At 68.2% G+C, this 15474-nt stretch carries 12 protein-coding genes and 1 riboswitch; of the genes, 8 read left to right on the top strand and 4 right to left on the bottom strand.

All coding sequences use genetic code 11. The features are described 5' to 3' along the window. Window positions 1–83: 83 nt before the first annotated feature. From J1M36_RS12255 to J1M36_RS12230, 6 genes are all read left to right on the top strand, one after another. The gene (locus J1M36_RS12255) at window positions 84–2216 is read left to right on the top strand and encodes an AMP-binding protein (protein ID WP_206479972.1); all 2133 of its coding nucleotides are present in this window, start codon (window positions 84–86) and stop codon (window positions 2214–2216) included. A 9-nt stretch (window positions 2217–2225) separates the two neighbouring features. Continuing rightward, complete coding sequence (locus J1M36_RS12250) at window positions 2226–2744, top strand: DUF3995 domain-containing protein (RefSeq protein WP_206479971.1); 519 nt, start codon at window positions 2226–2228, stop codon at window positions 2742–2744. A gap of 145 nt (window positions 2745–2889) precedes the next feature. Continuing rightward, a complete protein-coding gene (locus tag J1M36_RS12245; RefSeq protein ID WP_064846525.1) occupies window positions 2890–3864 on the top strand; it encodes a succinate dehydrogenase cytochrome b subunit in 975 nt (324 codons plus the stop codon). Then, a complete protein-coding gene (locus J1M36_RS12240) occupies window positions 3864–4559 on the top strand; it encodes a succinate dehydrogenase/fumarate reductase iron-sulfur subunit (RefSeq protein WP_098053523.1) in 696 nt (231 codons plus the stop codon). The genes J1M36_RS12245 and J1M36_RS12240 overlap by 1 nt, the downstream gene beginning before the upstream one ends. A gap of 370 nt (window positions 4560–4929) precedes the next feature. Then, a riboswitch (SAM riboswitch) is annotated at window positions 4930–5027 on the top strand. A gap of 61 nt (window positions 5028–5088) precedes the next feature. Continuing rightward, window positions 5089–6507 carry an O-acetylhomoserine aminocarboxypropyltransferase/cysteine synthase family protein gene (locus tag J1M36_RS12235; RefSeq protein WP_064846523.1) on the top strand — a complete coding sequence of 473 codons (1419 nt, stop codon included), beginning with the start codon at window positions 5089–5091 and terminating at the stop codon, window positions 6505–6507. A gap of 2 nt (window positions 6508–6509) precedes the next feature. After that, window positions 6510–7001, top strand: a complete 492-nt coding sequence (locus J1M36_RS12230; protein WP_064846522.1) for a CoA-binding protein — start codon at window positions 6510–6512, stop codon at window positions 6999–7001. A 172-nt stretch (window positions 7002–7173) separates the two neighbouring features. Here J1M36_RS12230 and J1M36_RS12225 read toward each other — a convergent pair whose 3' ends face one another. Further along, the gene (locus tag J1M36_RS12225) at window positions 7174–7359 is read right to left on the bottom strand and encodes a hypothetical protein (RefSeq protein ID WP_206479969.1); all 186 of its coding nucleotides are present in this window, start codon (window positions 7357–7359) and stop codon (window positions 7174–7176) included. Window positions 7360–7559: 200 nt separating this feature from the next. Between J1M36_RS12225 and J1M36_RS12220 the strand changes: the two genes are divergently transcribed. Then, window positions 7560–8834 carry a hypothetical protein gene (locus J1M36_RS12220; RefSeq protein ID WP_064846521.1) on the top strand — a complete coding sequence of 425 codons (1275 nt, stop codon included), beginning with the start codon at window positions 7560–7562 and terminating at the stop codon, window positions 8832–8834. Between the two features lie 138 nt (window positions 8835–8972). On the opposite strand, the gene J1M36_RS12215 is transcribed toward J1M36_RS12220, so the two are convergent. The 3 genes from J1M36_RS12215 to ilvD form a co-directional block, all read right to left on the bottom strand. After that, window positions 8973–10463: a sodium:alanine symporter family protein gene (locus J1M36_RS12215; RefSeq protein ID WP_098053524.1), complete on the bottom strand. Its 1491-nt coding sequence runs from the start codon at window positions 10461–10463 to the stop codon at window positions 8973–8975. Between the two features lie 130 nt (window positions 10464–10593). Next, window positions 10594–12258, bottom strand: coding sequence for an amino acid permease (locus J1M36_RS12210; protein WP_082943328.1), 1665 nt, complete (start codon window positions 12256–12258; stop codon window positions 10594–10596). 40 nt (window positions 12259–12298) lie between these two features. Beyond that, window positions 12299–14137 carry a dihydroxy-acid dehydratase gene (gene ilvD / locus J1M36_RS12205; RefSeq protein WP_098053526.1) on the bottom strand — a complete coding sequence of 613 codons (1839 nt, stop codon included), beginning with the start codon at window positions 14135–14137 and terminating at the stop codon, window positions 12299–12301. 265 nt (window positions 14138–14402) lie between these two features. Between ilvD and J1M36_RS12200 the strand changes: the two genes are divergently transcribed. Further along, window positions 14403–15474, top strand: a 1072-nt coding sequence (locus J1M36_RS12200; RefSeq protein WP_206479968.1) for an FGGY family carbohydrate kinase, incomplete at its 3' end; no start/stop codon positions are given.

Here is a 15474-nt window from a genome sequence, read left to right as displayed (position 1 = left end):
CGTTCCACCGGGGCCCGGTCGTTCGACCGGGGGCCCGGCCGTTGCAGACACCGACCGTTCGGATCGACATCACAGGAGGACTCGTGACCGGCACGCACTCGTACTCAGACCCCGCTCACCCCACACCGAACCCGGCGTTGATCTCCGACGACGCCCGGGTGCAGTTCTGGGTCGAGCAGGCCGGGCGGCTGGACTGGGCGCAGCCGTGGCACACGGCTCACCGGTTCGAGAAGCCGCAGCGCACGGGTGAGGACCACGACGGCAACCCCACTTACACCGTGCCCGAGATCGCGTGGTTCGAAGGCGGGAAACTCAACGTCTCGTACAACTGCGTGGACCGCCATGTGGCAGCCGGGCGTGGTCAGCACGTGGCCCTGTACTTCGAGGGTGAACCCGGGGACCGCCTGGTCTATACCTACGCGGACCTGCAGCGTGAGGTATCCAGGGCCGCCAACGCCCTGCTCCAACTGGGCGTGGAGAAGGGCGACCGCGTGGTCATCTACCTCCCGGTCATCCCGGAGACCGTGATCATCACGCTCGCGTGCGCGCGCATCGGGGCGATCCACTCGCTCGTGTTCGGCGGGTTCTCCGCAGAAGCCCTCAAGTTCCGGGTCGAGGACACCGGAGCCAAGGTCCTGGTGACCACGGACGGGCAGAACCGGCGCGGCGCCGTCGTCCCCGTGAAGACCAATGCGGACGAGGCCTGCAGCGGTGAGAACAGCATCGAGCACGTGATCGTGGTGCGCCGCACGTCCCGGCCCGGGCGCACCGATCTGCCGCGCGGCACCCGGGGCCTGCATTCCAAGGACGAGGAACTCGTGCCGTGGACCCCCGGGCGTGACGTGTGGTGGCACGAGCTCACCGCGGGCGTCTCGGACGTCCACGAGCCCGAGGCGTTCGACGCGGAGACGCCCCTGTTCATCATCTACACGTCCGGCACCACGGGGAGGCCCAAGGGCCTGGTCCACACGATGGGCGGATACATGGTGCAGACGGCATACACCCACGCCCTGCTGTTCGACCTACTCCCGGACGTGCCCGACGCGTCCGGGGTGCTGCGCCCGGAGGAGCTGTCCGCCGTGAACGACCCCGCCAAGGTGGACTCCACCGTGCACTGGTGCACCGCGGACCTCGCGTGGGTCACCGCGCACACCTACGAGATCTACGGCCCGCTGGCCAGCGGCGTGTCCCAGGTGATCTACGAGGGCACACCCAACACCCCGGATTACGGCCGCCACTTCGAGATCATCGAGCGCTACGGCGTGACCAACTACTACACGGCACCCACCCTGATCCGCTCGCTCATGGGCGCGTTCCCCAAGGGGCTGCCCCCGGTCTACAACCTCTCCTCGATCCGGTTGCTCGGCTCCGTGGGCGAGTCCATCAACCCGGAGGCGTGGCGCTGGTTGCGCGCCCAGGTCGGCCGCGACGAGGTGCCCTTCGTGGACACGTGGTGGCAGTCCGAGACGGGCTCCTGCGTCGCATCCCCGCGCCCGCACGATCCGCAGTTCGCCCCTCCCGGCACGTTCGACGAGGCCGCAGCGCACACCTCCCTCAAGCCCGGTTGCGCTACGCGTGCGGTCCCCGGCGTATCTGTGCGGGTGCTGGACGAGGCCGGTGAGGAAGTGGGCCCCAACCTGCAGGGCTACGCCGTGATCGACAAGATCGGCCCGTCCATGGCCCGCACGGTATGGGGCGATCCGCAGCGCTACCTGTCCTCCTACTGGGCGGCCTACGGCGAGCGCGGTTGGTTCCTGGCCGGGGACGGCGCACGCACCGATGACGAGGGCGACCTCTACATCCTGGGGCGGGTGGACGACGTGATCAACGTGAGCGGGCACCGGTTGTCGACGATCGAGATCGAATCCGCCCTGGTGACCCACCCCCACGTAGTGGAGGCCGGGGCCACCCCGATCCGCGACGCGGTAACGGGCCACGCCATTTTGGCGTGCGTGGTGCTCACGGCGGATGCGCAATCGCTGTCCGCGGACGAGGTCCGCGAGGAGCTGCGCGCGCACGTGGCCCGGGAGATCGGCCCGATCGCCAAACCTCGCGAGGTCATCGTGGTTCCGGATCTGCCCAAGACCCGTTCGGGGAAGATCACACGCCGCCTGCTGACCCAGCTCTACGAGGGCGAGCAGCTGGGCGACCGTTCCTCGCTGCAGAACGAGGAAGCGCTAAACGCGATCGCGGAGGTCTTGGCAGGGCGTGCTTAGCTTGACCACATGAGCTTGTTGCCCCGATCCCACGGCGGTCGCGGCTGGGTCTGGTTGGCGTGTGCGGCCGGGGTCGTGCATGCCGGATTCAGCCTCTACTGGGCTTTGGGCGGGCACTGGTTCCTGGACACCGTGGGGCAGTGGACGGTACGGCTGTCCTACGAGGCACCCCTGGCCGTCGGGCTGGGGCTGGGCATGGTTTCGCTTTTCAAGCTCATGGCGGCCATCATCCCAGTGGCGGAAGCCTACGACAGGGTGCCCTGGCGGCGGTTCTGGCGGGCCACAAGTTGGGTGGGTGCCGCGGTCCTGGTGGTCTACGGCGGGACCAACACGGTGATCAGCAATGCCGTGCTCATCGGGCTCATCCGCCCGGCCACCGGATACGAGCGACTAGCCATGATCGGTCACGCATGGTTGTGGGATCCACTGTTCCTGGTCTGGGGTGCCGCGCTGCTGATCCATCTGTGGCGGTCCCGGCCGGCGCGGACGCGCCCGCACGGCACACGTAAGTCACTTATCGGGAGGTGAACATCCGCACGAAGGAGACGACCGGGGAGCCCACGCCGCCAACTGCGGATGACCACCACCCAGGCTTCTTCCCGATCTGCGGGCATGACCGCGTGTGACCCCGCGAACTGTTATGCCCCGAAGGAACTTCTAAGATGGCTCAGTGATGAATTCCGCCGCGCAGCCCTCGACCGAGCGACCCGTCACCGGCACTACCCGCACGGCCACCGCCCCCGCGGACGCGTCCGTCACTGCCGGGATTGCTGCCGTGGCCGGCGATGCCTGGCAGCGCATGTTCGGGGACACCCACAGCTCCGACCTCAAGCTCGCCATGGCCGCCTCGGGCACCGTGTTGAGCGTGTTCACTGTGGGGCACATGGCCGGGAATATGCAGGTCTACCTAGGCCGGGACCACTACAACGAATACGCCGAGTTCATTCGCACGGTGGGCGCGCCGGTGCTGCCCCGCAACTCCGTGCTGTGGGTCGTGCGTATCGGGTTGATCGGAAGTGCTGCGACCCACGTGTTGGCCGGAACCGAGCTCACGCTGCGGGCCATGAGCGCCGAGGGCCGCACGGTGGCGGATGCGCTCCGGCCCATCACGTGGCGGGTGGGCGCCGCCGCTCAGAAGATACGGAACGGTTTCCCCACCGCGCCTGCCCCGAGCGGGACGCAACGGTACCGGAAAGCGGCGTTCGACGGAGCCTTCCTGGCCAGCCACTTCGACCGCCACGCGCCACGTCAGCGTCCCCGAGGCCGACGCCGCTCCGTCCCCCGAATCATCGCCCGCTCGATGCGCTCCACGGGCGCGGTGCTCGGACTGTTCACGGTGTACCACGTGCTGGACCTGACGGCGGGCGCCCGGCCTGCTGCTTCCGTAAGCCACACCCACGGTGACGCGTACGGCAACCTGGTGGCGAGCCTGTCCCGGCCGTCCGTGGCGGTGTTCTATACGGCCTCGATGGCCGCGCTCGCCGGACACATGATCCATGGCTTGCGGACCGCCGCGATGGACACCGGGGTGACCGGAACCGCGCGACGGGTACGACAGGTGGACACGATCGCTAAGGCCGTGGGCGGCGTCGTCGCCCTGGGGAACGTGAGCATTCCCGTGGCCGTACTGACCAAGGTGGTGCGCTGATGCTGTTGACCGTTCACGTGTGGCGCCAGGCGGGCGAGGACGAGCCCGGTGGCTTCGAGACCGTCCACCCCGTGCAGGCCCGCGAGGACCTGAGCATGCTCGAATTGCTCGATGCCGTCAACGAGACGCTCGAGCGCCAGGGTGCAGAGCCGGTGAGCTTCGACGACGGCTGTCGCGAGGGCATCTGCGGCAAGTGCGGCGTGACCGTGGACGGCGTGGCCCACGGGCCGGAGAAGAACCGGGCCTCGTGCACGCAGTCGCTCAGGGCCTACCGGGACGGGGACGAGATCTTCATCGAGCCCCTGCGCGCGGGAGCGTTCCCGGTCAAGAAGGACCTGTCCGTGGACAAGAAGGCCCTGCGGCGCGTGGCCAAGGAGGCCAAGTTCCCGGTCGCGATGAAGGCGTTGAACACCGCTGGGTGCATCAGCTGCGGCGCGTGCGTGGCCGCGTGCCCCAACGGCTCGGGCCAGCTCTACGTGGGCACGCTGCTCAAGGAACTGCCGCCGCTCGCCAAGACGCCCGAGGAACGCGACGAGCGCTCGAGCAAGGTGCTCGACGCCGCCGAGCACGAGTTCGGCCCGTGCTCCCTGCTGGGCGATTGCACGGAGGTCTGCCCGGCGGGGCTGCCACTCGAGAACCTCACCGCGGTGGCGCGGGAAAACCTGCGCCGGAAGGACCCCGAGAAGTACGGCTGAGTTCCGCCCCGAAGCCAGCGAGCTCACCAGCAGTCGGCGACCCCACGGGCGGGAAGTTCACCGCTTTCACCGCGGGCCCCACCGACCGGGGGCCGAACCGCGGACGGGCGGGTCAGCCCTTGCGCCACCGGGGAAAGGGCAGCCGCAACGGCCCGGCGGGACGCGCGGTGGTGCGGGCCGCCGAGCGTGAGTCCTCGACCACCGTGGCATCCGGGATCCTGCGGGCCAGGGAACGCTGGAACCTGTTCTGCAGCGTGACCTTCGCGGCGGGGCACCCGTGGCGCGCGCCCTCTGAATCAATCGCACCCGCTTTCGGGCGGCTGCGATCCGCACGGTTTGGTCCGTCACCCACGCGCGCGACACAATAGACGCACCATCCCGAGCGGCCGAGAGACCTGGATCCATGACGCCGCAGCAACCCGCAGTGCTCGGCCAACTGCACGGTGCTACCGCCAGGACCGATGGAGTGCTGCGCGGCCCCGGGCAGCTGTCGGACGGGAGCCGTACCCGGCCGACGAGGAGGACATCCATGGCCGAGCACCAGTTCGGTTTCCGCACCCGCGCCCTGCACGCCGGCGGCACCCCGGACGCCGAGCACGGCGCCCGCTCCGTGCCCATCTACCAGACCAGCTCGTTCGTCTTCAAGGACGCCGACGACGCCGCCAACCTGTTCGCGCTGCAGAAGTACGGCAACATTTACTCGCGCATCGGCAACCCCACCGTGGCGGCCTTGGAAGAGCGCATCGCCTCCCTCGAGGGCGGGATCGGGGCGGTCGCCACGTCCTCCGGGATGGCCGCCGAGTTCATCACGTTCGCCGCGCTGTGTGGCCAGGGTGACCACGTGGTGGCCTCGTCCCAGCTCTACGGCGGAACGGTCACCCAGCTGGACGTGACCCTGCGTCGCTTCGGTGTGGAGACCACCTTCGTCCCCGGGACCGAGCCCGCCGACTACAAGGCCGCGATCACCGAACACACCAAGGCCGTGTACACCGAGCTCGTGGCCAACCCTTCCGGGGAGATCGCGGATCTGGAGGGGCTCGCCGCGGTGGCCCACGAAGCAGGCGTGCCGCTCATCGTGGACGCGACGCTCAACACCCCGTACCTGTGCCGCCCGTTCGAGCACGGCGCGGACATCGTGATCCACTCGATCACCAAGTTCCTGGGCGGGCACGGTAACACTCTGGGCGGCGTGGTGGTCGAATCCGGCCGCTTCGACTGGGGCAACGGGAAGTTCCCGGCCATGACCGAACCGGTTCCCTCGTACAACAACGTGACGTGGTGGGGGAACTTCGGTGAGTACGGGTTCCTGACCAAACTGCGTTCGGAGCAGCTGCGGGACATCGGGCCGTCCTTGACCCCGCAGGCCGCGTGGAACCTGCTGCAGGGTGTGGAGACCCTCCCCCAGCGCATGGACGCCCACGTGGCCAACACGCAGGAGGTCGTGCAGTGGCTCGCCACGGATCCACGCATCTCCTACGTCAATTACGCGGGACTCGAGGGCCACCCCCACCACGAACGCGCGCAGAAGTACCTGCCCCACGGCATCGGATCCGTTTTCGCCTTCGGTGTGGCCGGCACGGACGAGTTGAGCGGCCGTGAGGTGGGCGCCCGATTCATCGGGAGCCTGCAACTGGCCTCACACCTGGCCAACATCGGGGACGCCCGCACCCTTGTGCTGCACCCCGCATCCACGACCCACCAGCAGTTGAGCTCCGAACAGCTCGCCGCGGGCGGGGTCAAGGAGGACCTGATCCGGATCTCCGTGGGTCTCGAGGACGCCGCGGACATCCTGTGGGACCTGGACCAGGCACTGAGCGCAGCCAGCGGTAGGAACCGGGACGGCGGCGTCGTCGCCCCCTCCGCCGCGCTCACGGACGCGGCGCGCACCACCCTGGACCAGGACAACAGTGCGGCGGCCTGCGCGCTGCCCGGAGCCGAAGGAGAATAGGTATGAGCACGCAACGCACCTGGGTGGGCCCCAGCGCCCCCGAACGGCTCGGCATCCTCCGAGGCACGCGCTCGATCGCGATCGTGGGGATGTCCAACAAGCCGTCCCGTGCGAGCTACTTCGTGGCCACGTACCTGCAGTCGTCGAGCCCGTACCGCGTGTACTTCGTGAACCCCGTGCTGGACGAGGTGCTGGGCCAGAAGGCCTACCCGTCGCTCGCGGAGCTGCCCGAGGTCCCGGACCTCGTGGACGTGTTCCGCAAGGACGCGGACCTGCCCGACGTGGCTCGGGAGGCCGTGGCCGTGGGCGCCAAGACCCTGTGGCTGCAGCTGGGCTCGTGGAACGAGGAAGCGGCGGCCATCGCGGAGGACGCCGGGCTGGACGTGGTGATGGACCAGTGCGTGAAGATCGAGCACGCGCGCTTCCACGGCGGTCTTCACCTGGCCGGGTTCAACACCGGAGTGATCTCCTCGAAGCGCCAGGTCCTGGCCTGAGACCGGGGCGCGACGGCGCCGGCGCGCCGCTGCCGACGCCGCTGACCGGCCACCCCCGCTGACGCCCGCACCGGAAATCGAATTTCTAGTGGAGTAAAAGCAGATTTGGGCGCGAACCCTGCTTTTACTCAGTTAAATCGCGAGGGCTATCGGCCCTGCGAGTGCGGGTCGCTCAGGGTGGAGTGCACCACGGGTGACCCCATTCGTCCACCTCGAAGCGCGAGTAGTCACCCATGGGTGCGTCGAACGATCCCGCCTCCCCGGAGCACACCAGGACCTCCTGCTGCGGGGCGTCGTCGCGGACGGCGTCCCAACCGGCCACCCAGCTCTCGAGATCTGTCTGCCACTGCTGCGTCACGGGGTGCTCCCTTCGTCGAATGCTCCGCCTCCGAGTATTCCACCGGCCCCTGAGCCGGGAGGTGTCGGCATCATCACGTCACGGGCAGGCCGCTGCCACGTGGCGCGGACGAGCCCACTCCCTATGCTTGACCAGTGGAGAAGACCTGGAATGTGGTCCGAGCCACATGAGAACCGTCCGACCCCCGAGGAGTTGCTCCCGTGTCCGCCAAGAAAACCCTGCAAGTCACCCTGGCCTTCGTGGGCCTGCTGGTGGGTGCCGGTTTCGCCACCGGTCAAGAAGTCATCCAGTACTTTATCTCGTTCGGTGTCTGGGGGCTGGCCGGCGCGGTGGTCTCGGGGATCCTGATGATCGCCGCGGGTGCCGTGATCATCCACATCGGCAGCTACTTCCTGGCGGACGAGCACCGCCGGGTCTTCCGGTCCGTGTCCTCTCCCGTGGTGTCCCGGTTCCTGGACATCGCGGTGAGTCTGACCCTGCTGGCCATGGGCATCGTGATGCTCGCCGGCGCGGGTTCCACACTGGAACAACAGTTCGGGCTGCCCGCGTGGATCGGTTCGGCCATCATGGTGGTGCTCGTGATGGTCACGGGGCTGCTCAACGTCAACAAGGTCACCAACATCATCTCGGCGGTCACCCCGGCGATCTTCGTGGCCGTGATCGTGGCGTTCGGTTACACCCTGACCAAGCTCCCCGTGGATCTCGGATCGCTGCACGAGCTCGCGGTGCAGGCGGGCTCCCCCGTGAGCCCGTGGTGGCTGTCCGCGATCAACTACACGTGCATGGCCCTGATGCTGGGCGTGTCCATGTCCCTGGTGATCGGCGGCAACGCCCTCAACCCGCGCGATGCCGGCTGGGGCGGGCTGCTGGGCGGCGTGGTCTACACCGTTCTTCTGGCCATGAACGCCTTCGCCCTACTCGTGAACTTCGATGCCGTGGGCGGCTCCGAGGTGCCCATGCTCCAGCTCTTCCAGACCATGCACCCCTGGGCCGCACTCGGGATGGTTGTGGTGACGTTCGTGATGATCTACAACACGACCATCAGCATGTTCTACGCCCTGGGTCGCCGGGTCACCGTGAACCACCGCCACCGCTACGTCCCGATTTTCCTGGGCCTGTGCGCGGTGGGTTACGTGGTGAGCCTCGTGGGCTTCGGCACCCTGATGAGCGTGGTCTACCCGATCATCGGGTACGTGGGCATGGTCCTGGTGGTCGTCATGCTGTGGTGGTGGTTCCGTCACCGCGAGGACATCAGCGTGGAGGCCGGGCGCCGCAACCGAATCCGCGCCCTGCTGACCAAGCGTCGCGCGCAGGACAAGGAGTTCTCCGAGTTCAACGAGCACCAGCTCCGGGACGCGGCCCACGATTCCCCCGCGGACGACGACGCCCTCACCGGCGCGATCGACACCCAGGTCCAGCAGGATCTCGCGGACGGCTCGGGCGATTCCCCGAGCCCCTCGCCCGAGCGCGGCTGAGCGCAGCCGTCGAGCGGCCCCCGCGAGCGGCGTCGTCCGCGCGCGCCGCGCACAGACGACGACCTGCGCGCGGGGACGACAGCGGCGTCGTCGCCCCTGCAAAGAGCCGGGGACGACGACGCCGCGTACGGGTCGCTCTCAGCGGCGCGCCCCGTTCTTCTGGTTGGCGCGCTGTTCCCAGAACACGGGGAGTGTGACGGTGTCCGTGCCGTCCCAGGCGGAGAGACCGGTGATCCCGGGGACGTCCCCGGCCTTGAACACGGGCTCCACCCCGGCCTTGCGCTGTTCCATGTAGTTGGCCAGCACCTTGGCGGCGACACCCGCGAGCATGCACAGCGCGATGAGGTTCAGCGTGGCCATGAGGGCCATGAACAGGTCCGCGAGGGACCACACGAGGTCCAGCGCGAGCATGGCGCCCAGGAACACGCACACGAGCACGGCGAAGCGGTAGATGTTCATGGCCGCACGGGACTTGGTCATGAAGCGGATGTTGGACTCGCCGTAGTAGTAGTTGCCGATCACCGAGGACCACGCGAACAGGAAGATCGCCACGGTCAGGAAGTGCACGGCCCAGTCACCCAGCTGCATGCCCAGGGCGCTCTGCGTGAGGGAGGCACCCTGGCGCTCGTCGCCGAACGTGGGGTTGGAGAGCAGCACGATGAACGCGGTGATCGAGCACACGAGCATGGTGTCGAAGAACACCCCCAGGGACTGCACGAAGCCCTGCTTGGCCGGGTGGGAGATGGACGCGGTCGCACCGGCGTTGGGCGCGGAACCCATGCCGGCCTCGTTGGAGAACAGACCGCGCTTCATGCCCTGGATGATCACACCGAGCACGCTGCCCGTAACGAACTCACGGATGCCGAACGCACCCTCCACGATCATGAGCAGCATGCCGGGGACCGCGGTGATGTTCAGGACCACCACGAGCAGCCCCAAGACCAGGTACAGCACGGCCATGACGGGGACCAGGATCTGCGTCACGGAGGAGATGGAGCGGATGCCGCCGAAGATCACGGCCGCGGTGATGACCACGAGCGCGAGACCCAGGACCACACGCATCCACATGCCCTGGCCGTTGGTGATGTCCACGTCGAAGGACCCGCTCACGGCGTCCACGATGGAATTGGACTGCACGGAGTTGAACACGAAACCGTAGGTCACGGTGATGATGACCGCGAACAGCAGACCCATCCAGCGCTTGTTGAGCCCGCGCTCCATGTAGTACGCGGGACCGCCCACGTAGCCGTCGCCGGTCTTGACCTTGTACAGCTGCCCCAGCAGGGACTCCACGAACGCGCTGGCCGCGCCGATCGCGGCGATGACCCACATCCAGAACACCGCGCCGGGCCCACCCAGGCTGATGGCGATGGCCACACCGGCGATGTTGCCCGTGCCCACGCGAGCGGCCGCGGAGACCGTGAACGCGCGGAACGAGGAGATGCCCTTCCGGCCGTTCTCGGCATCACCGGGCGGATCGGTGAGCACCCTGAACATCTCGGGGATCCCGCGTAGCTGAATGGCCTTGGTGCGGATGGTCAGGTACAACCCCACACCAATCAGGATCGCGAAGACGACGTACCAGATGTAACCGCCCAGCGTTCCCACGAGTTCTGTCAACGCATCCATGTGATTCCCCGGAATTCTGCCTCAAGACGGTTCCGGCCGCTGCGCGATGGGCAGCGGGGAACCGGGTGACTGACGTGTGCTGTTGCACTGATCTAGGTCACAGTAGCGGAAACAGGGCCCCGTGTGAGTGTCAGCGGGACGTGTCAGGGCCCTGGTGCCCCGGGCCCTGGTGCCCCGGGGGCGGCGTCGGGGCACCGTCGGTGGAACCCGGCCCCGGGGCCCGATGCAGGGACGCCGTGGACGTGGTGGACCCGGAACCCGTGGAGTTCTCCCGGCCCACCGGGCGGAACGCGCCCACCGCGGGCCGCTCCGCGAGCACCGGGAACGCCCCCGTGAAGCCCTCGCGTTCGGCGGCGATCTCGCGCACCCTGCCCCGCACCATGAACCACCCGATCACCAGGACCGGGATCAGCACCAGGGAGGACGCCAGGGTGAAGGTGCCCACGGGGTAGTCCACAGCCATCAGCACAAGGACCCCCGCGAGGAAGAACATGGTCAGCCAGTTGGTGAACGGCGCCAGCGGTGCCCGGTAGGTCGGGCGGTTGTAGAAGCCCTTCCGCGCCAGGGAGACGTATCGCTGGTGGGACAGCGAGATCGCGGCCCAGCCCGCCATGGTGCCCAGTGCCGCGAGGTTCAGCACGATCTCGAACGCCTGCTCCGGGACCACGAAGTTCAGCCCCACGCCGAGCACGGCCACCCCGGCGGTCAACAGGATGCCGCCGTAGGGCACACCGGACGCGGACAGCTTGCCCGTGAACCTCGGGGCGGAACCGGCCTGCGCCATGGAATGGACGATGCGCCCGGTGGAATAGAGGCCTGCGTTGAGCGAGGACAGCGCCGCGGTGATCACCACGAGCTGCATGATGGGCCCCGCCGCGTCCACGCCAATGGACGAGAAGAACGTGACGAACGGGCTCTCGGTGGCGCTGTAGGCGGTGTAGGGCAACAGCAGGCACAACAGCAGGACGGAGCCCACGTAGAACACCGCGATCCGCAGGATCACCGTGTTGATGGCCCGGGGGATGACCTTCTCCGCGTTGCGGGTCTCCCCGGACGTGGTGCCCACGAGCTCGATGCCGGCGTACGCGAACACCACACCCTGCACCACGATGAGCGCCGGCAGCACGCCGGACGGAAAGAGGCCCCCGTTGTCCCGGATCAGGGAGAACCCCACCTCGGAACCGGTGGGCGTGCCAAACAGCACGAAGAACGTGCCGATGACCAGGAAGACCACCAGGGCCAGGACCTTAATCAGAGAGAACCAGAACTCCAGCTCGCCGAACACCTTGACCGAGACCAGGTTCAGCGACACCACTAGGACCACCACGATCAATGCGAGGATCCACTGCGGGATCCCCGCCACGAACGCGCTGTACTGACCGAACCACTTGATGTAGATCGCGATGGCCGTGGCATCCGCGACCGCTGTCATGGCCCAGTTCAGCCAGTACAACCACCCGGAGACGTACGCGGCCTTCTCGCCGTAGAACTCACGGGCGTAGGAGACGAACGAACCGGAGGACGGCCGGTGCACCACGAGTTCGCCCAGTGAGCGCAGGATCAGGTAACCGAAGAAACCGCACACCGCGTACAGCAGGAACAGGGACGGACCGGCCTGCTCCAAACGGCCACCGGCGCCCAGGAACAGCCCGGTCCCGATCGCGCTGCCGATCGCGATCATCTGCAACTGGCGGGCGCCCAGCCCCTTGTGGAACCCCGCCGTCTCGTCCTCGAAGCGCCGCCGCAGGATGTGTTTCTCCTGGGCCTCGGTCAACTGCGGGCCGTTCTGGGACATACCTGTTCCCTTCGTCCTGACCGCCCGGGTCGGACCGTCCTCAGTCCTCCACGACGCGCACTGCGCCCTTGTCCGCGGAGGTCACCATGGAAGCGTACGCCCGCAGCGCCTTGGACACGCGACGTTCACGCGGCTTGGTGGGCTTCCAGGGGGCGTCACCCTTCTCCTGGCGACGGCGCGCGAGCTCGGCGTCGTCCACGTTGACCCGCAGCACGCGGTTCTCCACGTCGATCTCGATCTCGTCACCGTGCTCGATGAGACCCACGGCACCGCCGGCCGCGGCCTCCGGGGAGATGTGGCCGATCGAGATCCCGGAGGTGCCCCCGGAGAAGCGGCCGTCCGTGATGAGCGCGCACTTCTTCCCGAGCCCCAGGCCCTTGAGGTAGCTCGTGGGGTACAGCATCTCCTGCATGCCCGGTCCGCCCTTGGGTCCCTCGTAGGCGATGACGACGATGTCCCCCTCCTTCACGTTCTTGGAGAGGATCTCGTGCACGGCCTCGTCCTGGGACTCCACCACGAAGGCCCGGCCGGTGAAGTGGAACAGGTCGGGGTCGATCCCGGCGGTCTTGATCACCGCGCCGTCCTCGGCGATATTGCCGAACAGCACGCAGAGCCCACCCTCCTTGGTGTAGGCGTGCTCCACGGAGCGGATGCAGCCCTCGGCGGCGTCCACGTCGTGGTCCTCGTACTCGTTGGCCTGCGAGAACGCCTGGGTGGTGCGCACGCCGCCCGGTGCCGCCAGGAAGAACTCCTTGGCGGCGTCGGATGCCTTGCCCGAGCGGATGTCCCACTCGTCCAACCACTCGCCCATGGTCTGCGAGTGGACGGTGTGGACGTCCTCGTTCAGCAGCCCGCCGCGCCGCAGTTCACCCAGGATCGCGGGGATGCCGCCCGCCCGGTGGACGTGCTCGATGTGATACTTGGTGGAGTTCGGCGCCACCTTGGCCAGGCACGGGACCTTCCGGGACAGCGCGTCGATGTCCGAGAGATTGAAGTCCACCTCGGCTTCCTGCGCGGCGGCCAGGATGTGCAGCACCGTGTTGGTGGACCCACCCATGGCGATGTCCAGGGCCATGGCGTTGCGGAACGCTGCCTTGGTGGCGATGTTGCGGGGCAGCACGGAGTCGTCGTCGTGCTCGTAATAGCGCTTGGCGGATTCCACGATCCGCCGCCCGGCCTCCAGGAACAACCGCTTGCGGTTCACGTGCGTAGCCAGCGTGGTGCCGTTGCCGGGCAGGGACAGACCCAGCGCCTCGGTCAGGCAGTTCATGGAGTTGGCGGTGAACATCCCGGAGCACGAACCGCACGTGGGGCACGCGTTCTCCTCGATCTGGGCCAGCTGCGCGTCCGTGACGGACTCGTCCACGGCCAGGGCCATGGCGTCCACGAGATCCACGCGGTGCTCCACCACGCCCTCCACGCCCTCGCCGGATTCCATGGGGCCGCCGGAGACGAAGACCACGGGGATGTTCAGGCGCAGCGCGGCCATGAGCATGCCGGGGGTGATCTTGTCGCAGTTGGAGATGCACACCAGGGCGTCCGCGCAGTGCGCGTTGACCATGTACTCCACGGAGTCGGCGATGATGTCCCGGGAGGGCAGGGAGTACAGCATGCCGTCGTGGCCCATGGCGATGCCGTCGTCCACGGCGATGGTGTTGAACTCCTTGGCCACGCCTCCGGCCTCGCGCACCGCGGAGGCCACGAGCTCCCCCATGTTCTTCAGGTGCACGTGACCGGGGACGAATTGCGTGAAGGAGTTCGCGATCGCGATGATCGGCTTGCCGAAGTCTTCGCTGCCCATGCCGGTGGCGCGCCAGAGGGCGCGGGCACCCGCCATGTTCCGACCGGTGGTGGACGTTGCTGAACGTAGCTGCGGCACTGTGACCCCTTCCCGAAGGCTGGACCGGGATGTGGACGGCGCGAAATGCGCCGGTCTCCCGGCAAAAAGTGTTCCCTCAAGGATACGCGTGACCCCGACACAGTTTTCACATAGCAGACAGCCGTCTCACCATTCGGGACGAGAGGACGACGACGCCGCCGTCCATCCCGCGCGCCCCGGACCCCGGCGCCGTCGTCCGCCGAGCGCGCACCGGGCCCGTCCCTAGACTGGGAGGACGGCACAACCGCGAGGGAGCAAGACGCAGATGGGCAAGCACAAGAACACACCGTGCATGGACGACGGCGTGGACTTCGCCGTGGAACTGGACCGGGCGCAGGACCCCCTGGTGATGACCCTGGACATCGGCTCCACCGCCACGCGCGGCTCCGTGCATGACGCCACCGGGACACCCGTGCGCGGGTACCGCCACAAGATCCCCCACGCGTTCACCACCGCGGCGGACGGCACCTCCGTGATCGACCCGGACCAGGTGGTGGACGAGATCCGCGAGATCCTGGACGTGGTGTGCGACCGGAAGGAGCTCGCGGGGCGGGTGTGCGGCGTCGGCCTGGACTCCTTCGCGTCCTCCCTGGTGGGTGTGGACGCGAAGGGTGACCCCGTGACCGAATGCTTCACGTACGCCGACTCACGGTGCGCGCCGCAGCTGAAACAAATGCGCGAGGAACTCGACGAACGGCAGGTCCAGCAGACCGTGGGCGCGCGCCTGCACACGAGCTACCTGGCCCCGCGGTTCCGGTGGCTCGCGGAAACGCGCCCCGAGGACTTCGAGGCCGCAGAGCGCTGGCTGAGCATCGGCGAGTACGTGTGGTTGCGTCTGCTCGGCACCACCGCCGCGGGTACCGCGACCGCCGCGTGGACGGGGCTGCTCAACCGCCGTTCGGGCAACTGGGATCGGCGGATGCTCAAGGCCGCCGGCATCACCGCGGACGCGCTCTCCCCGGTCCTCGAACCCCACGAGCCGCTGCCGGACGTGGATCCCGATCGCACCGCGCGTTGGCAGGGGCTCGCGGACGCGCAGTGGTTCGCGCCCGTGGCGGACGGGCTGTGCGCCAACCTGGGGGTGGGCGGATCGGACGAGCACACGATCGTCGCGTCTGCGGCGACCTCCGGCGCCATGCGGGTCCTGCTGCACCACCGCCCCCAGGACATCCCGCCGGGGCTGTGGTGCTACCGCATTGACTCCTCCCGGTGCCTGCTGGGCGGCGCCCTCAACGACGTGGGCCGCGCCGTGAGCTGGTTGCTCGACACCCTCGCGCTCGACGGCGTCGTACTCGACGAGATCGCCGCCGCGGATCCCTCCCCCGACACCCCCGGGG

It is taken from the genome of Kocuria sp. KRD140 (genome assembly GCF_017168375.1).
Lineage (GTDB): Bacteria > Actinomycetota > Actinomycetes > Actinomycetales > Micrococcaceae > Kocuria > Kocuria marina.
Note: the sequence above shows the minus strand (reverse complement) of the source record. Positions and strands in the feature narration are given on the sequence as shown.